The sequence below is a fragment of the Methylobacterium sp. AC690 genome, from assembly GCF_979256535.1.
On record NZ_CEEDOX010000014.1, the window covers coordinates 82,531 to 105,159 of the forward strand.

Here is a 22,629-nt window from a genome sequence, read left to right on the forward strand (position 1 = left end):
CGCCGTGGGGCTGGCGTGCCCGCGTGCGATGCGGGACACATCAGGGGAGCGGTCCCGGTGCCGGGGTTGTCGAGCGTGAAAGGGTCTTCCGGCGGATGATGCGCCAATATGAACTTGTCGAGCGGGTGAAGCGCTACAATCCCGCCGCGAACGAGGCCCTGCTGAACCGCGCCTACGTCTATGCCATGCGCGCCCACGGCACCCAGAAGCGGGCCTCGGGCGACCCCTTCTTCGCCCACCCCCTCGAAGTCGCCGCGATCCTCACGGACCTCCGGCTCGACGACGCCACGATCGTGGCAGCCGTGCTGCACGATACCGTTGAGGATACGGCTGCCACCCTCGACGAGATCCGCGAACTCTTCAGCCCCGAGATTGGTGCCCTCGTCGACGGGCTGACCAAGCTGAAGCGCCTCGACCTCGTGTCGAAGCGGGCGGCACAGGGAGAGAATTTTCGAAAACTGCTCCTGGCGGTGGCGGCCGACGTCCGCGTGCTCCTCGTCAAGCTCGCCGACCGGCTGCACAACATGCGCACGCTCCACCACATGCGGGCGGACAAGCGCGAACGGATCGCACAGGAGACCCTCGACATCTACGCGCCGCTCGCCGGACGCATGGGCATGCAGGAATTGCGCGAGGAACTCGAGGATCTCGCGCTCCGCAACCTCAAGCCGGAGATCTACGCCACCATTGACCAGCGGCTCACCGATCTTTCCGCCAAATCGGAACGCCTCGTCGAAAGCATCGAGCACGATCTGACCGCCAAGCTCGCCGCGCAGGGCATCAAGGCCGTCGTCACGGGGAGGCAGAAGCGGCCCTACTCCATCTCGGCCAAGATGGAGCGCAAGTCGGTCGCCTTCGAGCAATTGTCCGACATCTTCGGCTTCCGTGTCGTCGTCGAGACCCTGGCCGATTGCTACGGTGCTCTCGGCGTCGTTCACACCAGCTGGCCGATGGTCCCAGGCCGGTACAAGGACTACATCTCGACGCCGAAGCAGAACGATTACCGCTCGATTCATACCACGGTGATCGGCCCGAAGAGCCAGCGCGTCGAACTGCAGATTCGCACGGCCGCGATGGATGAGATCGCCGAATATGGTATCGCCGCCCATGCTCACTACAAGGAGAGCGGTGGGAAGGACGACATTGGCGGCGGGCATCCACGCCTGGCCACCGAGAGCGGCGCCTATCAGTGGCTGCGTCGCACCATCGAACTTCTGGCCGAGGGCGACAGCCCGGAAGAATTTCTGGAGCACACGAAGCTCGAGCTCTTCCAGGATCAGGTATTCTGCTTCACGCCGAAAGGGCGCCTGATCGCCCTCCCCCGCGGCGCGACCCCGATCGACTTCGCCTACGCCGTTCACACGGATGTCGGGAACTCGGCGGTCGGCGCCAAGATCAACGGCCGGATGGCGCCGCTGCTGCACGAACTCGTCAACGGTGACGAGGTCGAGATCGCCCGCTCGGACGGTGCATCCCCCCCGGCAGCATGGGAATCCCTGGTGGTCACCGGCAAAGCGCGCTCCGCGATACGGCGTGCGACGCGCTCGGCTGTCCGGCGCCAATATGCCGGCCTGGGGCGCCAGATCCTTGATCGTGCCTTCGAGCGGGCGGCCAAGAGCTTCTCGGAGGACAAGCTGCGCGGGGCGCTGCCCCGTCTCGCCCGGCAGAGCACCGAGGACGTCTTCGCCGCCGTCGGACGAGGCGAGATGTTCTCGGGCGACGTCGTGCGGGCTGTCTATCCGGACCACAAGGACGAGCGTCGCGGAGCGCCAGCACCCTTGCCGCAGCCGACCTCGACCGACGGAGCGGGGCGCCTCAGCCTGGCCAAGGATCAGACCATGCGCCTGACGTTCCCGGAAGGGAGAAGCGCGGAGCATGGCCGCTCGGACGGAATCCCGATCCGCGGTCTCGACAGCGACTTGCCGGTCAGCTTCGCGCCCATCGGAGGTGCCGTCCCGGGCGACCGTATCGTCGGCATTCTGACCCCGGGCGTCGGCGTCACGATCTACCCGATCCAATCGGCGGCCCTCGCCGACTTCGACAACGAGCCCGACCGCTGGCTCGATGTGCGCTGGGACGTCGAGGCCGGGACGAGCGAGCGCTTTCCGGCACGCCTCGCCCTGCAATCAATCAACGAGCCCGGCGTCCTCGCACAGATCGCCCAGGTCATCGCTGACCATGACGGCAATATCGACAATGTCTCGATGAAGCGAAAGACGCAGGACTTCACGCAGATCGTAATCGATCTCTCAGTTTGGGACCTGAAGCACCTGAACGCCATCATCTCTGAGCTTCGTGGGAAGCGGACGGTGAACAAAGTCGAGCGCGTCAACGGCTGAGCTGAACGGAGGAAAAGGCGTCAGCGCTAAACGCGCAGTGACAAGGCGTCTGCTCATCGCCCCGCCCTCGCCGAGGCGCCCGCGGGAGGCAGCATCCCGCTTCGCGAGCCCTGGCGTGCGAAGAATCCGCTACGACCGCCGCCGGCGGTTGCGCTTCGGAAAATAAACCTGCGTAGATTGTTGTCGAACTCACCTCAGATCAGGCAAAAGTTGACTTTTGCGATGATACGCCTTTAAACAATCATAAGGTATTTCAGTCACAAATCTTCATTGCGCGATCAGTCTGTTCTTTTTTGCTTCAGTCCCATTCAGAGCATTTAATACGAAAACCTAGAAGCAAGTAGCAGCTTCGGTGGCGTCTATCATTCTTCCGAAAAATAGTCGTTTTTTATCCTCCTCTTAAGCGGGTCACCACATGAGCGCACAACGGCGCAGCGCCTTGTTTATCGATGGCGCGAATCTTTATGCAGCAACCAAGGCGCTCGGGTTCGATATCGATTACAGGCGTCTTCTAAGGGAATTCCAGTCAAGAGACTCGCTTCTTCGAGCCTTTTATTATACGGCTATTGTTGAAGATCAGGAATATTCGTCCATTCGGCCGTTGATCGACTGGCTCGATTACAACGGCTTCCGCGTCGTCACCAAGCCTGCAAAGGAATTCGTCGACTCGATGGGTAGGCGGAAGGTGAAGGGCAACATGGATATCGAGTTGGCGATAGACGCCCTCGAACTCGCCTCCCATATCGACCATATGGTGCTCTTCTCCGGCGACGGGGATTTCCGGTCCCTGGTCGAGGCGATGCAGCGCCGCGGCGTTCGCGTGACGGTCGTCAGCACGATTCAGACGCAGCCCGCGATGATCGCGGACGACCTGCGCCGGCAGGCCGACGAATTCGTGGATCTTGCGCAGCTGATCTCGCGGATCGGCCGCGATCCTGGCGAGCGTGGCTCGCGCGCCCCGGACAACCGGCATTCCGGTGACACAGCGACCCGTTTCCGCGGCGAGACGCCGGAGCGATCCCCGCGACCGAGTCCCGCCCTGGAAAGCCGCTACGGCATTCGTCAAAATGACGAGGTCGTCGAGCCCTGAAACGCCGGCAAACCGGCGCCTTATGTAGAGACGAACGTTGAGGCCGGGCGATCACATTGCCCGGTCTCATTCATACCGACAATTTTTTGCCTGGGAGAGCCGTCTGACCCGACACGCGGCGGGATGTTCGGACCGCTCCACTGCGTGCCTCCCCGTTCCGGCCAATGTCGGCGCAGTTTCGCCGTCATGGCGATTGTTCGCCGGTCGCCTCAGGACCTTCGGATCATACCCGGGCTGTCGGAGAAACGATCGGCATTCAGGCCCGCGGACGCCTCCTGCGACCGGAGTGCTCCCTCAGCCCGCGAATAACCCTCGCCCTCAGCCCTTGTCGCGCATGATGCGGGCGCGGTCGCGCTGCCAATCGCGCTCCTTCGAGGCTTCGCGCTTGTCGTGCAGCTTCTTACCCCGGCCGAGTCCAAGTTCGATCTTCGCGCGGCCGCGTTCATTGAAATAGATCTTCAGCGGAACGACGGTGAAGCCTTCGCGCTGGGTGGCGCCGATCAGCTTGTTGATCTGCTTCCGATGGAGCAAGAGCCGGCGCGGCCGCTTGGTCTCATGGTTGAAGCGGTTCGCTTCGACATATTCCGGGATGTACGCGTTGAAGAGCATCAGATCGGTGCCGGACGGACCGGCGTAAGCCTCCCCGATCGTCGCCTTGCCTTTGCGCAGGGATTTGACCTCGGTCCCCGTTAGGGCGAGTCCCGCCTCGAGCGTGTCGGTAATCTCATAATGGTAGCGGGCGGCGCGGTTATCGGCGACGACGCGGCGGTTCGATTCGGGTTTGGGAGCCATCACAACGTCGGGTCAGGCCGGTCGCGCCATCGCGACCGGGCCGAGGGATATGGTTCTGCGCGGACTGCTTTGCCAGTCTGGCTCAGGCGTCGAGCAGGCCCGCATGTCGCAAGGCGGCGTCGACCAGCGCTTTCGTCTCGGCGCTCACGGTGAGAAGCGGCAGCCGCACCTCGTCGGTCATCAGGCCGAGCCGCGCGAGGGCGTACTTCACCGGCGACGGGTTCGGTTCCACAAACATGCTGGCGTGCAACGGCATCAGCCGGTCTTGGATCTGGAGCGCCTTGGCGTAGTCGCCGCCCAGGGTCGCCTCCTGGAGCTCGGCGCAGAGTCGCGGCGCGACGTTCGACACCACCGAGATGCAGCCGCGGCCGCCATGGGCGTTGAAGCCGAGCGCCGTCGCATCTTCGCCCGAAAGCTGGATGAAGTCTTCGCCCATGGCCTGGCGCTGGAGGCTGACCCGGTCGAGCTTGGCCGTGGCGTCCTTCACACCGGCGATATTCGTGAGTTCGTACAGGCGCGCCATCGTCTCGACGCTCATGTCGACGATGGAGCGCCCGGGAATGTTGTAGAGGATGATCGGAATGCCGATGGCGTCGTTCACGGCCTTGAAATGCGCGTAGAGGCCGGCCTGGGTCGGCTTGTTGTAGTACGGCGTGACCACCAGCACGGCATCCGCTCCCGCCTTCTCGGCGTGGCGGGCGCGTTCGACCGCCTCGGCGGTGGAATTAGAGCCGGCACCGGCGATCACAGGCACGCGGCCGCGGGCCTCCTCGATGCAGATCTCGACCACGCGGTCGTGCTCGGCATGACTCAAGGTCGGGCTTTCGCCGGTGGTGCCGGTGGGAACGAGCCCGTGGATACCCTCAGCGATCTGCCAGTTCACGAACTTGCGAAAGGCTGCCTCGTCGAAGGCACCGTCCTTGAACGGAGTCACGAGGGCGGACATCGCGCCCCTGAGGCGTCGTGTGGAGGTCTCGGTCATCCTGGCGTTCCCAGCCGTCGGTCTCGTCATGCGCCGGTTGTCCGGCAGCGGCACCGCTTCGCGCGGACGGGCAGACATAGGCTCTCGTCCGCACCGGCGCAAACGCTGCGTTCATGGGGTTAATGCCTTCTTAATGCCCTTCGGGTGAGCTTGAAGGTCTGTCCACGGTGATGGGACTGGAAGAACCATGGTGTTCTCGACGCAACGCGCAGCCCTGATGCTGGCTCTGAGCCTCGTGTCGGCCGGAGCGCTCGCGGCCTCCGCCGGACTGGACGGCGACGCGCCGAGCCTTCGCCCCGCCAGCGACGCGGTCGCTCCCTCGTCCGCCTTGCCCGAGGCCAAGGTCGCAGATCCCATCGCGGCCGATGCTCTCAAGATCGAGGCGAAGACTCCGGAAGCCGCTCCCAGCCAGGGTCTGCCCCCTGCGGCCAAGGCCTATGCCTCGGCTGATCCCGAGGCCGCCATCGCCTTTCCTCTACCCGACGCAGCCGTGTCACCGGCCGCGCCCGTCCCGGAGGTCGTGGATCCGGCACGCGCGGCACAAGCGGCGCCCGACGTCGATCTTCCCGCACTGCGGCAGGCGATCGATGCCTATCGCAAAGGCCGCGTTTCGGACGGTGATCGCCTGCGGGACGCCTTCGCGGACCCCGCCGCGCGCGCACTTCTCGAATGGGTTGCGATCCGAGCCGGTGCCGGCATCGGTTTCGACCGCACCGTCGCTTTCACGCGCAGCAATCCCGACTGGCCTGCCGGCCCCCTGCTCCGCCGCCGCGCCGAGGAGGCCCTGCTCACCGAACGCAGGAACTCCACCACGGTGCGGGCCTTCTTCGCCGCCTCGCGGCCGGCCAGCGCGCCAGGCAAGTTCGCCCTGGCGCTGGCCCTCCGGGCCGACGGCCTCGACGAGGACGCCGCCGTTCTCGTGCGCGACCTGTGGCGCTCGGAAACCTTCGGCCGGAACCTCGAGACGAAGGTCCTCGAGGCTTTCCCCACGGTCCTGACCCGGATCGACCACCGTTTCCGCATGGAGCGCGCCCTCCTGAAGGAGGATTACGACAGCGCTGGACGGGCGGCGACCCTGGCCGGGGGCAGCTACGCGACCCTGGTCCGCGCCCGTCGGGCCGTGGAAGACAAGAGTTTGGCCGCACCGGCCGCCCTCAACGCGGTACCGCCATCGCTACGCGGCGACTCGTCCTACATTCTGTCCCGAGCGCAGTACCTGCGCCGGCACGACAAGTTCGTGGAGGCGGCAGCGGTCCTCGCCACGGCACCCGCTCATCCCGATGTGCTGGTGGACGGCGACGAGTGGTGGGTCGAGCGCCGGATCGTCGCCCGCAAGCTCATTGATGCCAACGACCCGGTCGCTGCCTACGCGGTGGCGCGCGCACCCTGTGCCCGCACCGTCGAGAAGCGGATCGAGGCCGAGTTCCACGCGGGCTGGATCGCCTTGCGCTTCCAGGACGATGCGGCGAAGGCGGCGCAGCACTTCGCTGAGGCTGCCCGGATTGCCGAGACGCCGATCTCGCTCGCCCGGACCGCCTATTGGCAGGGCCGCGCTGCGGAGGCCTTGGGCCAGGCGGAGGCCGCGAAGACCTTCTACGAGCGCGCCGCGCTCCAGCCCATCGCGTATTATGGACAGCTGGCGCGGACGAAGCTCGGACGATCCAGCCTGTCCCTGCGCAGCATTCCCGGTCTCGACGCCGCCCAACAGGCTGCCTTCGACCGGCGCCTTTACGTCCGCGCCCTGAAGATGCTGGAGGCTGCAGCGATCCGCGACCTCGCACTGCCGCTCTACATCGACAGCGCGAACCGCCTCACGGATGCGGCCGAACTCGAGGCGCTCGGAAACGTCGCCGCCGAGCAGCGCAACTCCCGCGCCCTCGTCGCCATCGGCAAGATCGCGGTGCAGCGCGGCCTGCCGCTCGATGCCCATGCCTACCCGACGATCGGCATCCCGAACTACGAGGCCTCCGCCGCCGTGCCCCTGGTCGAGAAAGCGATGGTCTATGCCATCGCCCGGCAGGAGAGCCAGTTCGACCCGCAGGCGCAGTCCAGCGTCGGTGCCCGCGGTCTCATGCAGATGATGCCCGCCACCGCCCAGCGCACGGCGCGCCGGGTCAGCGCCAGCTTTGACCCTGACCGTCTGACCAGCGACCCCGCCTACAATGCCCGCCTCGGTCAGGCCCATCTCGGTGAGTTGATGGAAGATTGGCGCGGCTCGTACATCCTCGCTTTCGCCTCCTACAATGCCGGTGGCGGCAACGTGAAGAAGTGGATCGACGCGTACGGCGATCCGCGCAAGGGCGGAGTCGACCCCATCGACTGGGTCGAGCGCATCCCGTTCACCGAGACGCGCAACTACGTCCAGCGGGTGATGGAGAATCTGCAGGTCTACCGCAATCGCCTGGACGGCAAGAGCGCCCTCCTTATCGACGGCGACCTTCAGCGCGGGGCACGCTGAGGACGCGTGGTCAGGCGGGGCTCGCCGCGCTACTTGGCAGAAACCCTCCCGCTTGCCCCGGATCCGCCGTGCCCGAACCGACCGAAACCGCCGCCGTCACCGCCGCCGTCCTGGTCATCGGTGACGAAATCCTGTCCGGGCGCACCAAGGACAAGAACATCGGCACGATCGCGGATTACTGCAGCGCCGTCGGTATCGACCTGAAGGAAGTGCGCATCGTACCCGACGAGGCCGATCGCATCGTCGCCGCCATCAATGCCCTTCGGGATTCCTACACCTATCTCTTCACCACCGGCGGCATCGGTCCAACGCATGACGACATCACCGCCGACTGCGTCGCCGCGGCCTTCGGCGTCGCGATCGACGTCGATCCGCGCGCGAAGGCGATGCTGCTGGAGCGCCACAAGCCCGAGGATCTGAACGAGGCGCGCCTGCGCATGGCGCGCATCCCGGACGGGGCCGACCTCATTGCCAACCCGATCTCCAAGGCGCCGGGCTTCCGCATCGGCAACGTCATCGTCATGGCGGGCGTGCCGGGGATCATGCAGGCGATGCTCGACAATGTCGGACCGACGCTGGTGACCGGCGCCAAGGTGCTGTCGGAGACGATCGAGGCCGACAACCTGCCTGAGGGCACTTATGCGAGCGGTCTCGCAACCATCGCCAAGGCCCACCCGAAGGTCTCGATCGGCTCCTATCCGTCGATGACGCCGAACGGTTTCGCCAATCGCATCGTGGTGCGCGGCCGGGAAGCCTCAGCGCTGGCCGCCGCCCGGGCTGAGGTGGACGCGCTCGTCGACCGCTTGCGCGGCGGCGCGCCTGCCTGAACAACCCCAGCCCCGGTCCGCTTCCATCCAAGCGACCCCTTTCCATGCGGGCGACACCGGGAGCGGAAACGATGGCCGATGAGCGCGAGGACGGGTCCGATCCGAAAGCCGCGGCCGTCGCGGAAATCGGACGTCCCGACGCCTTCGTCCTCCACGAGGTCATCCGGCTCGAGGGCGATGAAGAGCTGCGGCGTCGGGGTAGCGCACTTCTCCTGTCGGCCATCGCCGCGGGCCTCACCATGGGCTTCTCCCTGATCGTGCCGGGTGTGCTGAAGACCCACCTGCCCGAGGCGCCATGGACCAGCTTGATCACGAGTCTCGGCTACGCCACCGGCTTCCTCATCGTCATCCTGGGACGCCAGCAACTGTTCACCGAGAACACCGTGACGCCGATCCTGCCGCTGTTGCACGACCGCAGTCGGTCGACGCTGTGGCGGGTCCTGCGGCTCTGGGGAATCGTGCTGACCGGCAATATCGCGGCGACGGCCGTCATCGCGGCGGTGCTTGCCTATTCGGACGCCTTCGCGCCGGGTGTTCATACCGCCTTCGCGGCGCTCAGCCACCACGCCGTCGCCTCGGGCTTCGGTACCACGGTGATCAAGGCCGTCTTCGCCGGTTGGCTCATCGCCCTGCTGGTGTGGATGCTGCCGGCAACGGGATCGGCGGCCGCCTTGGTGATCATCCTCATCACCTGGCTCGTCTCGATGTGCGATCTCACCCACATCGTCGCCGGCTCGGTCGACACGTTCTATCTCGTGTTTTCCGGCCAAGCGACGATGGTCGACTATGCTTGGCGCTTCTTCCTGCCGACCTTGATCGGGAACGTTTTCGGCGGAACCGCCCTGGTGGCGGTTCTGAACTTCGGGCAGGTCGCGCCGGAGGTCGAGGAGCAAAAAGCCTCCGACGGCGAGGTGTGAGCCGTCCCTACGCGTCTCGATCGGGCCGACCGCGGACGTAGCCGTGGGAAATCAGGCGATCGCGGCGCAGGGTCCGACGCTCGGCTTCGCACAGGTCGGTCAGAGCATCGGCCACCGCGCGATGGAGGGCGAGGATCGCATCGCCGTCGGCCTCTTCCAGATAGGAGGCCACGATCGCCTCCGCCGGCGCGATCCGTGCAGGCGCGGGGGTGGGACGAGACTGCATCGGTGATCCTGATTGAGAACACAACAGGAACATGCGTATGAAGTCTTGCAACGGTCAACGGGGCTGCCGAGCTTTTCCCAAGCCTCCCGCCTTCTCTGGCGCCGGCACACGCAGATGTGCCGGCGCTGAAATCAGGCTCGGATCAAGGTCTTGCCTTTGACGGCTGCTGCGAGGGCTTTCAGGTTACGGTTGAGATCCGCAATCTCATTCAGGGCGATCGTCTTGTGGCCGTCCTTGACCGCGCGCTCGATGTCGCTGACCTGATCGGTGGCGATGCGCTTCAGTTCTGCGGCGAGCTGGTCCCGTGTCATCGTCGCTCCTGTCACGGCTGGAGGGGTGCCGGATCGGAGTAGCGCAACGTGCTTAACCGGCCGTTGTCACCTGCCGTGGCGCGCCATGGATCGCACTCCGACGCACGGTCCGACCGAATTTCGTACGCCAGCTGACGCTTCCGAAGCAGGTGTGGCTTGTGGGGCATAGTCGGCTTGGACAACCGCGAGTAGCTTGACGGCAACTCTCCGACCCTGGGACAGACACCCCGATGATTGCAAAGACTTTCCTGGCTGGCCTCGCGTCGCTCGCCGCCATCGGCGCAGCAAATGCCGCCGACCTTCCGCGCCGTCAGGCGCCGCCGCCGGTCTTCGTGCCGGTGCCGGTCTTCACCTGGACCGGTTTGTACGTGGGAACGCACAGCTCCTACACCTTCAGCGACAACCAGACCATTCGCACCATCGGCAACAACGATGCTACGGGCGGTCTGACCGACACCCGCCTCAACGTGGCCCGCGAGCGTCGTCCCTCGAGCTTCAAGGCCGAGCAGGACGGCATCGGCAACATCGGCGGCGGCATCGGGTATAACTACCAGTTCACCCCGGGCTCCGGCTTCGTCGTCGGCGCCGAGGCCGACGTGACCTGGACCGATATCGGCAAGCGTCGCGACTATTTCAGCGCTCCCAGCGTGTTCAACGGCGGTGTTCCTGACCCGAGCAGCTTCCGGAACCGCCTGAACTACCTCGGCACTGTGCAGGGCCGCCTCGGCTACGCCTTCGACCGGTTCCTGGTCTACGGGACCGGCGGCTTCGCCTACGGCGAGGTCAAGTATCAGGCCGACTTCTTCAACGGTGCCAACCAGCTCGCCTACCTGGGCCGCTACAAGGGCATGGAGACGGGCTACGTCTACGGCGGCGGCATCGAGTACGCGATCCCCACCGACAGCTTCCTGAACCGCTTCAACTTCATCGGCGGTCTCATCGGCGCCAGCGCCATCACGCTGAAGGCCGAGTACCTCCGCTACGACCTCGGCAGCCGCAACGTCCTCGTGAACACGACCGGCCTGACCCCCGCGACCGGCTCGTACACCTCGCGCTTCAACACCGAGGGCAACCTGATCAAGGCCGGCTTCAACTACAAGTTCGGCTCCCTCTAAGGGCCGATCCGGCGGCCCTCCTGGGCCGCCGCCTTCGAAGGTCGCACGGAAAAGCCCCGCTCTCGCGAGCGGGGCTTTTCTGTGTTGGAAGGGCAATCGAGCGGGTCAGGTCCGCCAGGGATGCGCCGGCAGCTCCGTCGAGCCGACGCAGCTCGCGCCGGCCAGCGCCACTGCGTGGTCGTTCTCCACCGTCGATCCGCTGACGCCGATCGCTCCAGACATCTCGCCGTCCTGATCCACGATCGGGATGCCGCCCGGGAAGGTGATCAGACCGTCGTTCGAGTGCTCGATTCCGTAGAGCGGTCCGCCCGGCTGAGAGAGCTGGCCGATCTGACCGGTCATCATGCCGAAGAACACGGAGGTCTTCGCCTTCTTGTGCGAGATGTCGATCGAGCCGACCCAGGCGCCGTCCATCCGGTAGAAGGCCTTCAGGTTTCCGCCGGAATCCACGACGGCGATGCACATCTGCGTGCCCAGTTCCACGGCCTTCGCGCGAGCGGCCTCGATGGCCTTGTGCGCGTCTTCGATGGTCACGTGCATGATCGGATCTCCCTGGATACCTGGTGAGGGTCTTGTGTCATGCGCCCGCCGATCGGCTTCATCTTGCACGTTTGCCGCAACGCTTGCCGCTGGCGGGCGTGGGCTAACGGATGACGGGCGGTCTTGGTGCCGGTCACTCCGAGGACCGGCCGCCAAACAAAAGGGCCGCCCCCCACAGGGGCGGCCGAGTTGCGGGTTTCGTCAGGCGTCGTGCCGAGGCGTCAGCTCGCCGCCATCGCGTTGGCCTTCTCGATCAGCGCTTCGGCCATACGGATCGAGGCGATGTCGATGAGGCGGCCGTCGAGGGAGACGGCGCCCTTGCCGGCCTTGGCGGCCTCTTCCATGGCCGCCAGAATGCGGCGGGCCTTGTCGACCTCGGCCGCCGAGGGGGTGAACACCTCGTTGGCCAGATCGATCTGCGAGGGGTGGATCGCCCACTTACCTTCGAAGCCGAGGGCGGCGCAGCGGCGGGCGGCGGAGATGTAGCCGTCCGGATCGGAGAAGTCGCCGAAGGGACCATCGATCGGGCGCAGGCCATAGGCGCGGCAGGCGACCATCATGCGGGCCTGGGCGAACAGCCACGGGTCCTGCCAATGGGTCTCGCGGTTGCCAGACTCGTCCTTGTCGGTGAGGACCGAATAATCCTTGTTCACGCCGCCGATGACGGTGGAGCGAGCGCGGGTCGAAGCCGCGTAATCGGCCACGCCGAAGGACATCGCCTCGAGGCGCTTGGACGACTGGGCGATGGCTTCAACGTTCGCCATGCCGAGAGCGGTCTCGATCAGGACCTCGAAGCCGATCTTCTTCTCGCGCTTCTTGGCCTGCTCGATCTGGGTCACCATCACGTCGATGGCGTAGACGTCCGCCGGCACGCCGACCTTGGGAATGAGGATCATGTCGAGGCGGGGACAGGCCTCAACGATGTCGACGACGTCGCGGTACATGTAGTGGGTGTCGAGACCATTGATGCGGATCATCATGGTCTTGTTGCCCCAGTCGATCTCATTGAGCGCCTGGATGATGTTCTTGCGGGCCTGTTCCTTGTCGTCCGGCGCCACCGCATCCTCGAGATCGAGGAAGATGACGTCGGCCTTCGAGCTGGCCGACTTCTCCATGAAGGTCGGGTTGGAGCCGGGAACGGCGAGTTCCGAGCGGTGAAGGCGCGGGGTCGCCTGCTGAATCAGGGTGAAGCTCATTGGGTATCCTTCCTGTTCGACGTCTTCTGGTTGTTCATGAGACCCGCACGACGGGTCACCATACCGGGCGGGACGAACCCGCGTGTGAGACCGGGGGCCGTCGCGGGCCCGCGGGATCCTGAGAAAGCCGCTATCCCGTGGCTCCGAAGCCCACGGCGATGCAGTTGATCGAGAGCAGCAGGGCCGACTTCACCGCCTCGCGCTGGTCCTCATCCTCCTCGGAGCGGAACCGGCGCAGCAATTCGACCTGTTCCCGGCTGACCTGGTTGATCGTCGGCAGGCGTCCGTTGAGGCGATCGCGGAAGAGCGGAAAACGTTCGGCGAGTTCGGTACCGCCGCTGACCCGGAGGGCCATCTCACGGGTAAGGGCGTACTCGGCCTCGATCAGCGGGAAGATGCTGTTGCGCGCACCCTCGTCGGGCACCAGCCCGGCGTAGTCGCGCGCGATCTCCAGATCGACCATCAGCAGCGTCTTCTCGACTTCGTCGAGGATGAGGCGGAACGGCTTCGATTCGGCGAAGAGCCGCTGCAGCTGCGCCTCGCCCTGCTTGCCGCGCACGTCGAGGAAACTCTTCAGTCCCGAGCCGACGCCGTACCAACCGGTGATGACGTGCCGATTCTGCGACCAGGCGAAGACCCAGGGGATCGCCCGAAGATCGGACAGCGAGCGCGCGCCGAAGCGGCGGGCGGGACGCGACCCGATGTTGAGGAGCGCGATCTCGTCCAGCGGGCTCGCGGCCCCGAAATAGGTCACGAGGTCGGGGTGCTGGATCAGGTTGACGTAGGCCGCGCGCGAGGCGCCCGACAGGGCCTCCAGGCAGTCGTCGAACTCGCTGCGGGGCAGCTTGGCGGCCTCGCGCTCCGACTTCAGGGCGTGCTGGAAGACCGATGAGGCGAGAAGCTCCATCTGGTAGGCGGCGGTGCCCCGGTTGGCGTACTTGAACGAGACGACCTCGCCCTGTTCCGTGGTGCGGAAGCGGCCGTTGATCGAGCCGGGGGGCTGGGCCGCGATGGCACGGGCCGTCGGTGCCCCGCCGCGGCTCACGGAACCGCCGCGGCCGTGGAAGAAGGCGATCGGCACGCCCGAAGCCTTGCCGAGCTGGGTCAGCTTGTCCTGGGCCTTGTAGAGCTCCCAGTTCGAGGCAACGAAGCCGCCATCCTTGTTCGAGTCCGAGTAGCCGATCATGACCTCCTGCACGCCGCCCTGCCAGCGCGTGGACCGGCGCACGAGGGGGATCGAGAACAGCTCCTTCATGATGGCCGGAGCCGCACGCAGGTCGTCGATGGTCTCGAAGAGCGGCACGATCGGCAGGCAGCAGATCTCGGTGCCGGCCGCGTCGAGGAAGTTACCCGCCTCCTTGGCCAGCAGGTAGGCGCCGAGAATGTCCTGCACCGAGCGGGTCATCGACAGGATGAACGAGCCGAATGCCTCGCGGTCGAGCTGCTCGCGCATCTCGCCGACGAGCGCGAAGGTCTCCAGGGTCTCGCGCGCATCGTCGGGCAGATCCTCGAAGCTGCGCTCGGTCGTCCGTGGCCGGGCCAGCTCCTCGATGATCCACTTCTTCCACTCGGGCGAGTCGACGTCCGGGGGCGTGCGGTTCTGACCGTTCGCCTGGATCCACAGGGCCTGCAGGGTCTTGGTGGTTCGGGTGGTGTTCTCGCGCAGGTCGAGGCGGACGGTGGAGAAGCGGAAGATCTCGACCATGCGCCGGACCGGGCGCACGAGATCGACGGCCAACGACGGGCACTTCGCGTCGGCCAGCCCTTGCTCCAGGGTGCGCAGATCGTTGATGAGGCCGTCCGCGCTCGGATAGTCCGGCCCGGTCGAGCGCTGGCCCTTGTTGCGCAGGATCGTCGCCTCGAGCTTGCGCAGGACGCAGGTGAGGAACTGCCGATAGGCCTCGCCCGGGTTCCTGTTGGCGATGGCGCGGCCGTCGCCGCTCTCGGTCAGCATCTGCGCCAAGGCCGCCCTGAAGGTCTCCGGCACCGGCAGCGAGCGCTCGGTCAGGGAGAGCGTGCGGCCCAGCGACGTGACGCCGTCGCGATAGCGCCGCAGGGAGGCGAGCGCGTTGCGCTGCAGGGTGGCGCGGGTGACGGACGAGGTCACATAGGGATTGCCGTCGCGATCGCCGCCGATCCAGGAGCCGAACTGGAAGAACGGCGGCACCTCGAACTTCTCATCCGGATAGTACTCCGCCAGGCTCTCCTCCAGGGAGTAGAGCACCTCCGGCAGCATCTCGAACAGCGTCTCGTCGAAGAAGTGCAGGCCCCAGGCGACCTCGCGCTCGACGGTGGCCTTCTCCAAGTGCAGCTCACCCGTCATCCAGACGAGCTCGATCTGATCGCGCAGCTCGTTCATCAGGCCGTTGCGCTCGCGCTCGGTCCAGCGCGGCAGCTCCAGCTCACGCAGCACGAGATAGATGCGGCGGAATTTCTCCAGCACCGTGACGCGCTTGCCCTCGGTGGGGTGCGCCGTGATCGTCGGACGGATTCGCAGATCCTTCAGGAGGGCGTGGATCTCGGGGGCCTTGATGCCGCTCGCCGCCGCATCGGCCAGGACGGCGCTGAAGCTGCCGCCCAACGCCTCGCGGCCCTTGGTGCGCTCGACCTGACGGCGCCGGCGCATGGCGGCGTTCTGCTCGGCGATGGAGAGCAGCTGGAACCAGATACCCTGCACCTGGAGCGCCCGCGCGAGGAGTTCGGGTGAGAATTCCGAGATGTTGGCGCGTCCGTGCAGCACGTCCTCGAGCTCGGGCTCGTGCCGGCGGGCCACGGCGAGCAGGGCGTGGAACAGGATGTCGAGGGCTTCCTTCGACGAAGTTCCCGTGATGACGGGGGGCGCGAAGGTGTGGTCGACGGCTCCGACCGGGGCGTGAAGGGTATCCGTCATCGAAGGCCACCTTGAAAGAAATTCTTCGCCGATCGACCGCGACGGAAGCGGGCAACGGATGTGTGGGGGGTCCCGTGTGTTCCCTCGCCTCAAATCAGGCGAAGGATGCCCGGCATCCGGGTCGGGTCGGCGCGAAGTCCCGCGAGAGGGGGCGCGGCTTTCCGAGAAAGGGCTCCCTCTCAGGGGCGCTTCCCAACCACCCTCCCCCCACACGGAGGGAGGGTGTCGCGGATCAGGCCGCCAGCTTGCGCATCACCTGCGCCACCGTGGAGCCGAACTCGCCGGGGCTCGGGGCCACGGTCAGGCCGTAGGAACGCATGATCTCGGCCTTCTCGGCGGCCGAGTCGCCGGTGGCCGAGATGATCGCACCGGCATGACCCATGCGGCGACCCTTCGGAGCGGTGAGGCCGGCGACGAAGCCGACCACCGGCTTCGACATGTTCTCCTTGATCCAGGCCGAGGCCTCGGCCTCCTGGGGACCGCCGATCTCGCCGATCATCAGGACGGCCCGGGTGTCCGGGTCCTGCTCGAACAGGGCGAGGTGGTCGAGGAAGGACGAGCCGTTGATCGGATCGCCGCCGATACCCACGGAGGTGGAGATGCCGATACCCTCGGCCATCATCTGCGCGGCCGCCTCGTAGCCGAGCGTGCCGGAGCGCGAGATCACCCCGACATTGCCCTTGAGGTAGATGTGACCGGGCATGATGCCGAGCATCGACTTGCCGGGCGAGATGATGCCCGCGCAATTCGGGCCGACCACCATGGTGCGTCGCTCCTTGGGGTAGCGACGCAGGTAGCGCTTCACCCGCATCATGTCTTGGGCCGGGATGCCGTCGGTGATCGAGCAGATCAGCGCGAGGCCGGCATCGGCCCCCTCCATGATGGCGTCGGCCGCGAAGGGCGGCGCGACGAAGGTGATCGAGGTCGTGGCACCCGTGGCCTCGACGGCCTCCTTGACGGTGTTGAACACCGGGACACCCAGATGGATCTTGCCGCCCTTGCCGGGGGTGACGCCACCCACGACGTTGGAGCCGTACGCCATCATCTCCTTGGCGTGGAAGGTGCCCTTGTCGCCCGTGATGCCCTGGATCAGGATCGGGGTTTTCTCGTCGATCAGAATGCTCATGACGTATCCTCCCCTGCGTCTCAGTGGCTGGTCTTGGGGCTGTTCTTGGCCGCTTCGCAGGCCTGGACGGCCTTGGCGGCAGCATCCGAGAGGCTGTCGGCGGTGATGAGGTCGAGACCGCTCTCGGCCAGGATCTTCTGACCCGCCTCCACATTGGTACCGGCGAGCCGGACCACGAGCGGCACGTCGATCTTCACCTCGCGCGCCGCCTGAATCACGCCCTGGGCGACCCAGTCGCAGCGGTTGATGCCGGCGAAGATGTTGACGAGGATCGCCTTCACGTTGCGGTCGGAGAGGACGAGGCGGAAGGCCGTCGCGACCCGGTCCGGCGAGGCGCCTCCACCGACATCGAGGAAGTTCGCGGGCTCACCGCCCGCATGCTTGATCATGTCCATGGTGGCCATGGCGAGACCGGCCCCGTTGACGATGCAGCCGATCTCACCCTCGAGCCCGATGTAGGAAAGGTTGTGCTCGGCGGCCTGGGCCTCGCGCGGATCACCCTGCGAGGGATCATGCATGTCGGCGATGTTGCGCCGGCGGAACATGGCGTTGTCGTCGAAGGACATCTTGGCGTCGAGCGCCAGGACCCGGTCGTCCTTCGTGACGACGAGGGGGTTGATCTCCAGCATGGTGCCGTCGCAATCGCGGAACGCCCGGTAGGCGTTCATGATCGTCTTCACGGCCGCTGAGACCTGCTTGATGTTGAGGCCGAGCTGGAAGGCGATCTCGCGCGCCTGGAACTGCTGCAAGCCGACGGCCGGCTCGACCACGACCTGGATCAAAGCCTCGGGCTCGTTCGCGGCGATCTCCTCGATATCCATGCCGCCGCGCTGGGAAGCGATGACGCGGACCCGCTCCGCTTTCCGGTCGAGGACGTAGCCGAGATAGAGTTCGCGCTCGAAGGGGTCTGCGGTCTCGACGTAGACGCGCTGCACCGGCTTGCCTTCGGGGCCGGTCTGCAGGGTCACAAGGCGCTTGCCGAGGAGATCCTTGGCGGCGTCACGGACCTCGTTGTAGGTCCGGCACAGCTTGATTCCACCGGCCTTGCCGCGCGCGCCCGCGTGGATCTGGGCCTTGACCGCCCAGAAGGAGCCGCCGAGCTCCGTGGCTGCGTAGACGGCTTGATCGGCGCTGAAAGCCACTGCTCCCTTCGGAACCGCCACGCCGAAGCCGGCAAGCAGTTCCTTGGCCTGGTACTCGTGCACGTCCATGGGCGTTCTCCTCGGCGTTTCTTCCTTGCCGCGACTGTCTCGTAAATTTCACTTCACGGAAAGTGCTTTGCGACTTATATTTTTTTACAGCCTGTTTCACTCTGCCTTGAGGGACGTGAAACTGTATTCATTTTGCAGAAAAGCTGCCCCGATGGCGTCGGGAACAGCTCTTGCTGTGGTGCGATACATACTTTGTCTTCGTGCGGTGCGAAACCCGCACGAAACGGGCGGCCGAATGGCTCAGTTCACCTTCGCCTTGACGACCTCATAGATCGACTCGTTCAGCGAACCGGCCGAGCCCAGGAGGGTTTCGAGCTCGCCGAGACGCTCGTCTGCGAAAGCTCGGTCATCCAGGCCCTTGGCGTTGACGTAGACGTTCAGCGCCGCGCTGCGTAGGCCGGCATGCGCCGACAGGACCGCGACGCCGGCATCCGAGATGACGTTGAGGTTGCCCTTGTCGGCGACGGTCTGCGCGAGGTCGATGACCTTGCGACAGGCGCGGCAGCAGGCGAGCGGCACGTCGGTGGCGACCTTGAGGGCAGCCTGGATCTTCTCCGCCCGTGCGGCCTTCTCCTCGTCGGTGCCTTTGGGAAGCCCGTAGGCGCCCATCACGGCGTCGAATGCCTCGACGTCGTCGGCGATCATGCCGGTGAGTTCGGTACGCAGCGCCTCGGACTGAGCGAGGATCTGCTTCAGCTCGTCTTCGACCTCGACGTACTTCTTCTTCCCGATGGTGAGATTGCACACCATGCTCAGGAGGGCGGCACCCATGGCGCCGGAGATGGCGGCCGCGCCACCCCCGCCGGGGGTGGGCGCCGAACTGGCCAGACCGTCGAGGAAGGTCTGGATGGTCTCGTTGGCGGCGTTCTCTTTCGCGGCCATGGCGATCAGGCCATCTTCTTGGCGAGGGCGTAGATCGCCTCGGCGTCCAGCACCTGCTCGGTGTTGTCGAAGAGCTGACCGACGCAGGCGCGGTGCAGCTTCAGCTTGAGGCCGCCGATGCCGAGGGCGCCGAACACCTTCTTGCCGTGGCGGTCCTTGCCCTTGTCCATGGCCTCGATGCCACCGAAGCCGAGGGGCGGCTGCGCATTGTAGTCGGCCACGAACTCGATGCTGGCCTCATCCTTCCAGGCGTCCTCGGGCAGGAGTTCGAGGCCGATCGCGCCAGCGGAGAACACGAGGTTCTGGCCCTTGACGATCTGCGCACGGGACGCCGCGTCGGGGGTCTCGGCAGCCTTGATGTTGACCTTGAAGCGGGTGTTGATCTGATCGGCGGCGGCCTGCGCCTTGTCGAGGGAGCGGCCGCACAGGATGACCTCGGCGCCTTCCTGGGCCAGGAGCGCGGCCGAACGCATGCCGACGGGGCCGGTGCCGGCGAGTACCACGGCCTTCTTGCCCTGGAGCGAACCGGCCGCCTTCTGGACCAGGGCGACGCCCGCGGCCGCCGTGGTGTTCGAGCCGTTGGAATCGAGCATGATCGAGACGCGGAACGGGCCGAAGAAACGCTTCTTCACCGCCTCGAACACGGCCTCGCCGGCCGCCATGCTGCCGCCGCCGACGAAGATCGCCGTCGACTTCTTCTCGGAACCGCCGCGGGTGTAGATCGTGCCGTCGACGAGGGCGCCGACATTGTCCGGGGTGACGTTGCCGTAGCCGGTGATGTGATCCGCGCCGCCATCGTAGCCGACGACCACGTCGAACACGCTCGGGACGGCGTCGGTGTCGAATTGGAACAGCAGCTTCTTCATTGTCTCAGGATCCCTGTCGGTCCCGCGCTCGGCGCGGCTGGCGTTTGATCTCGGTTTGGTCGATCGCTTCGGCGATCACGATGCGCCCCCGCGACGGCGGGGAGCGCGGACCTGCGTCACACCACGTTCTGGGGCTTGCCGGCGACGAAAGCCTCGACGTTGTCGACGAGCTGATCGGCGAGGATCTGCATCGCCTCCTTGCTGGCCCAGGCCACGTGCGGCGTGACGATGAGGTTCGGCAGGTCGAGCTCGCAGAGAATGTTGCCGTTCTTCGGCGGCTCGGTCATCACCACGTCGAAGCCGGCGCCGCCGATCGTGCCGGCCTTCAGGGCCTCGGCCAGGGCCTCCTCGTCCACGAGGCCGCCGCGGGCGGTGTTGATGAGGAGCGCGTGCTTCTTCATCTTCGCGAGCTGTTCACGCCCGATCATGTTGCGGGTCTCGGGCGTCAGCGGCGCGTGCAGCGTGATGACGTCGGATTCCGTGAGGATCGTCTCGAAGTCGACGAGACCCTCCTGGGGGAACACGTCGTAGGCGATGACCTTCATGCCCAGTGCTTCCGCCCGCTTGGCGATCGACTTGCCGAGCGCGCCGTAGCCGACGATGCCGAGGGTCGAGCCGGCGATGTCGTGAATCGGGTAGTCGAAGTAGCAGAATTGCGTCGATTTCGCCCAATCCCCCCGGCGCACCGAGTTGGCGTAGGGCACGATCGCCCGGCGCAGGGCGAACATGAGGCCGATCACGTGCTCGGGCACGGTGTTGAAGGCATAGTTGCGGATGTTGACGACGGTGATGCCCTGGGCCTTGGCGGCATCCTTGTCGACCACGTCGGTGCCGGTGGCGGCCACCGCGATGAGCTTCAAATCGGGCAACTGCTTCAGGGTCTCGGCCCGCATCGGGACCTTGTTGATCAGTGCGATCTCGGCCCCCTTGAGGCGCTCGACGATCTCTTCCGGCGTCCAGGTCGACTCGTACTCGACGTACGCGTGCGGAAAAGAGAACGCACGGACTTTGGCGTCCAGGGACTCGCGGTCGAGGAACACGATCTTCTTCGTCATGGAATCCTCTGGCCGATCCGGCCAAGACACGTACTAGACACGCCGCGGTGCGGGCACGTCACGGATAAGGACTTCGGGTGTGCCGGAGCGGGCGTGTCCGCTCCGGCACGTCAGCTCAGGACTTCGAGAGCGGGTTCTCGCGCAGGTAGCTCGACGCGGCAGCGACGCCGGAGCCGGGCTGGACCTTCACCCCGTGGTCGAGCATGGCCATCTCGGCACCCGCGATGGCGCCCAGGAGCGATAGCTCGTTCATGTCACCGACGTGGCCGATGCGGAACACCTTGCCGGCGACCTGGCTCAAGCCGGCGCCGAGCGCCAGGTTGTAGCGCACGTAGGCGTGCTTGATGATCGCGGCGGCATCGACGCCCTCCGGCACGAGGATGGCCGTCACGGTGTCGGAGTTCCACTTGGGCTCCTTGGCACAGGTCTTCAGGCCCCAGGCCGCCACGGCCTGGCGGGTCGCCTCGCCGAGCACGTGATGGCGATGGTAGACGTTCTCGAGCCCTTCCTCGTTGAGGCAGGCGAGGGCTTCGCGCAGGCCGTAGAGCAGCGGCAGCGGCGGGGTGTAGGGGAAGTAGCCGGCCGGGTTCTGCTTCTGGTGGTCGGCCCAGTCGAAGTAGACATGCGCCAGGCGATCGTTCTGGCCCGACGAGGTGTCGGCGGCCTTGAGCGCCTTCTGGCTGACGCAGATCACGCCGAGACCGGCGGGGAGCATCAGGCCCTTCTGCGAGCCGGCAATCGCGCAATCGACCTTCCACTCGTCCATCTTGAACGGCAGCGATCCGATCGAGGAGACGCCGTCGACGAAGAGCAGGGCCGGGTGGCCGGCCGCGTCGATCGCCTTGCGCACGGCGCCGATATCGCTGGTGACGCCGGTGGCGGTCTCGTTGTGGACCACCATGACGGCCTTGATCTCATGGTTCTTGTCGGCGCGCAGGGCCTCGCCGATCCGCTCCGGGTTCGCACCCGTGCCCCACTCCTCGTCCTGCACCACGACCTCGAGGCCGAGGCGCTGGGCCATGTCGATCCAGAGGTGGCTGAACTGGCCGAAGCGGGCGGCCAGCACCTTGTCGCCGCGCGACAGGGTGTTCGACAGCGCGGATTCCCAGATGCCCGTGCCGGAGGCCGGGAACAGGAAGATGGTGCCGTCCTTCGAGCCGTAGACCGCCTTGCTCTCCTCGAACAGAGGCTTCGTCAGCGCCGGGAAATCCACCGAGCGGTGGTCCTCGGACTGGACCATCATCGCGCGCATCACGCGATCCGGAATGTTCGTCGGGCCCGGGACGAACAGATGGTTCCGGCCGGGACGTCGCGTTGCCGCCATGGTGTTTTCTCCGTTTCTCAGAATAGCGCCGACACGCAGCTGGCGTGCGGCGACAATGGTGCGCCGAGGGTTGTGGCGGATCGCACGGAGCGCCCCGGGACGATCCCGGGTGCTCCTGACGGCCGCTGGTCAGATGAATCGCGGGACGAACTCGTTCGCGCGCGACATGGGGACGAAAACGGGACCGGGGACGAAAACGGGACCCGGGAGGAAAACGGGACCCATGTCCGTCCGCGCCGAAGGTTGCCCTCCGACGCCCGTCGCCGCGCGCGCCACCGAATACCTCAAGCCTCTTCTCCATGGGCCGGGTCGCGCGACACGCGCTGACCGCTGGGCCGTTTCAGCGTCGTCGTCCCCGGGGACGGCACCCTTAGTTCGCCTCGATGGGCTCCGGTCATGCGTTCGCGAACGCCGCCCGGTGGGGCACCTTGAGCGGGACTATGCCCGGCTTCTGCCAGAAAGGAAAACCCGAAATACTTGGT

The 22,629-nt window shown here is 66.1% G+C and carries 19 protein-coding genes; 6 read left to right on the top strand and 13 right to left on the bottom strand.

Translation table 11 applies throughout. The annotated features are described in order from the left end of the window. Nucleotides 1-95: 95 nt before the first annotated feature. Together AC0IY1_RS17195 and AC0IY1_RS17200 are read left to right on the top strand one after the other, a co-directional pair. Nucleotides 96-2,339: a RelA/SpoT family protein gene (locus tag AC0IY1_RS17195; RefSeq protein ID WP_471771133.1), complete on the top strand. Its 2,244-nt coding sequence runs from the start codon at nt 96-98 to the stop codon at nt 2,337-2,339. Between the two features lie 415 nt (nt 2,340-2,754). Next, entirely contained in the window at nt 2,755-3,429 is a 675-nt protein-coding gene (locus AC0IY1_RS17200; protein WP_471771135.1) for a LabA-like NYN domain-containing protein, read from the top strand. A gap of 318 nt (nt 3,430-3,747) precedes the next feature. On the opposite strand, the gene smpB is transcribed toward AC0IY1_RS17200, so the two are convergent. Continuing rightward, nucleotides 3,748-4,221: an SsrA-binding protein SmpB gene (gene smpB, locus AC0IY1_RS17205; RefSeq protein ID WP_055957959.1), complete on the bottom strand. Its 474-nt coding sequence runs from the start codon at nt 4,219-4,221 to the stop codon at nt 3,748-3,750. A gap of 82 nt (nt 4,222-4,303) precedes the next feature. Then, nucleotides 4,304-5,203, bottom strand: coding sequence for a 4-hydroxy-tetrahydrodipicolinate synthase (gene dapA, locus AC0IY1_RS17210; protein ID WP_471771138.1), 900 nt, complete (start codon nt 5,201-5,203; stop codon nt 4,304-4,306). Between the two features lie 187 nt (nt 5,204-5,390). Between dapA and AC0IY1_RS17215 the strand changes: the two genes are divergently transcribed. The 3 genes from AC0IY1_RS17215 (at nt 5,391) to AC0IY1_RS17225 (ending at nt 9,405) form a co-directional block, all read left to right on the top strand. Beyond that, complete coding sequence (locus AC0IY1_RS17215; RefSeq protein ID WP_471771140.1) at nt 5,391-7,661, top strand: lytic transglycosylase domain-containing protein; 2,271 nt, start codon at nt 5,391-5,393, stop codon at nt 7,659-7,661. A gap of 68 nt (nt 7,662-7,729) precedes the next feature. Further along, the gene (locus AC0IY1_RS17220; protein WP_471771141.1) at nt 7,730-8,488 is read left to right on the top strand and encodes a competence/damage-inducible protein A; all 759 of its coding nucleotides are present in this window, start codon (nt 7,730-7,732) and stop codon (nt 8,486-8,488) included. 71 nt (nt 8,489-8,559) lie between these two features. Then, complete coding sequence (locus AC0IY1_RS17225) at nt 8,560-9,405, top strand: formate/nitrite transporter family protein (RefSeq protein WP_471771143.1); 846 nt, start codon at nt 8,560-8,562, stop codon at nt 9,403-9,405. Nucleotides 9,406-9,412: 7 nt separating this feature from the next. Here AC0IY1_RS17225 and AC0IY1_RS17230 read toward each other — a convergent pair whose 3' ends face one another. Together AC0IY1_RS17230 and AC0IY1_RS17235 are read right to left on the bottom strand one after the other, a co-directional pair. Next, nucleotides 9,413-9,631 (bottom strand): hypothetical protein, encoded by a 219-nt coding sequence (locus tag AC0IY1_RS17230; RefSeq protein ID WP_471771146.1) that lies wholly within the window; start codon nt 9,629-9,631, stop codon nt 9,413-9,415. A gap of 131 nt (nt 9,632-9,762) precedes the next feature. Continuing rightward, nucleotides 9,763-9,942: a hypothetical protein gene (locus tag AC0IY1_RS17235; RefSeq protein ID WP_055957941.1), complete on the bottom strand. Its 180-nt coding sequence runs from the start codon at nt 9,940-9,942 to the stop codon at nt 9,763-9,765. 230 nt (nt 9,943-10,172) lie between these two features. Here AC0IY1_RS17235 and AC0IY1_RS17240 point away from each other — a divergent pair, with 230 nt between their 5' ends. Beyond that, nucleotides 10,173-11,057: an outer membrane protein gene (locus AC0IY1_RS17240; RefSeq protein WP_471771148.1), complete on the top strand. Its 885-nt coding sequence runs from the start codon at nt 10,173-10,175 to the stop codon at nt 11,055-11,057. A gap of 105 nt (nt 11,058-11,162) precedes the next feature. Here AC0IY1_RS17240 and AC0IY1_RS17245 read toward each other — a convergent pair whose 3' ends face one another. The 9 genes from AC0IY1_RS17245 to AC0IY1_RS17285 all read right to left on the bottom strand — a co-directional run bounded on the left by AC0IY1_RS17245 (nt 11,163) and on the right by AC0IY1_RS17285 (nt 22,147). Beyond that, on the bottom strand, nt 11,163-11,597 hold the full coding sequence (locus AC0IY1_RS17245; protein WP_471771151.1) for a GlcG/HbpS family heme-binding protein: 435 nt from the start codon (nt 11,595-11,597) through the stop codon (nt 11,163-11,165). A gap of 221 nt (nt 11,598-11,818) precedes the next feature. Then, nucleotides 11,819-12,793, bottom strand: a complete 975-nt coding sequence (locus AC0IY1_RS17250; RefSeq protein ID WP_055957932.1) for an HpcH/HpaI aldolase/citrate lyase family protein — start codon at nt 12,791-12,793, stop codon at nt 11,819-11,821. Between the two features lie 130 nt (nt 12,794-12,923). Then, nucleotides 12,924-15,683: a phosphoenolpyruvate carboxylase gene (locus AC0IY1_RS17255; RefSeq protein ID WP_103709671.1), complete on the bottom strand. Its 2,760-nt coding sequence runs from the start codon at nt 15,681-15,683 to the stop codon at nt 12,924-12,926. Between the two features lie 232 nt (nt 15,684-15,915). Next, nucleotides 15,916-16,809 carry a succinate--CoA ligase subunit alpha gene (sucD, locus tag AC0IY1_RS17260; protein WP_471771153.1) on the bottom strand — a complete coding sequence of 298 codons (894 nt, stop codon included), beginning with the start codon at nt 16,807-16,809 and terminating at the stop codon, nt 15,916-15,918. A gap of 20 nt (nt 16,810-16,829) precedes the next feature. Continuing rightward, entirely contained in the window at nt 16,830-18,020 is a 1,191-nt protein-coding gene (locus AC0IY1_RS17265; protein ID WP_055957924.1) for a malate--CoA ligase subunit beta, read from the bottom strand. Nucleotides 18,021-18,260: 240 nt separating this feature from the next. Then, on the bottom strand, nt 18,261-18,902 hold the full coding sequence (gene fchA / locus AC0IY1_RS17270) for a methenyltetrahydrofolate cyclohydrolase (protein ID WP_471771155.1): 642 nt from the start codon (nt 18,900-18,902) through the stop codon (nt 18,261-18,263). 5 nt (nt 18,903-18,907) lie between these two features. Beyond that, nucleotides 18,908-19,768 carry an NADP-dependent methylenetetrahydromethanopterin/methylenetetrahydrofolate dehydrogenase gene (locus tag AC0IY1_RS17275; protein WP_055957917.1) on the bottom strand — a complete coding sequence of 287 codons (861 nt, stop codon included), beginning with the start codon at nt 19,766-19,768 and terminating at the stop codon, nt 18,908-18,910. A gap of 116 nt (nt 19,769-19,884) precedes the next feature. Then, nucleotides 19,885-20,823 carry a D-2-hydroxyacid dehydrogenase gene (locus AC0IY1_RS17280; protein WP_471771157.1) on the bottom strand — a complete coding sequence of 313 codons (939 nt, stop codon included), beginning with the start codon at nt 20,821-20,823 and terminating at the stop codon, nt 19,885-19,887. Nucleotides 20,824-20,938: 115 nt separating this feature from the next. Then, nucleotides 20,939-22,147 carry an aminotransferase class V-fold PLP-dependent enzyme gene (locus AC0IY1_RS17285; protein WP_055957910.1) on the bottom strand — a complete coding sequence of 403 codons (1,209 nt, stop codon included), beginning with the start codon at nt 22,145-22,147 and terminating at the stop codon, nt 20,939-20,941. Nucleotides 22,148-22,629 lie beyond the last annotated feature (482 nt).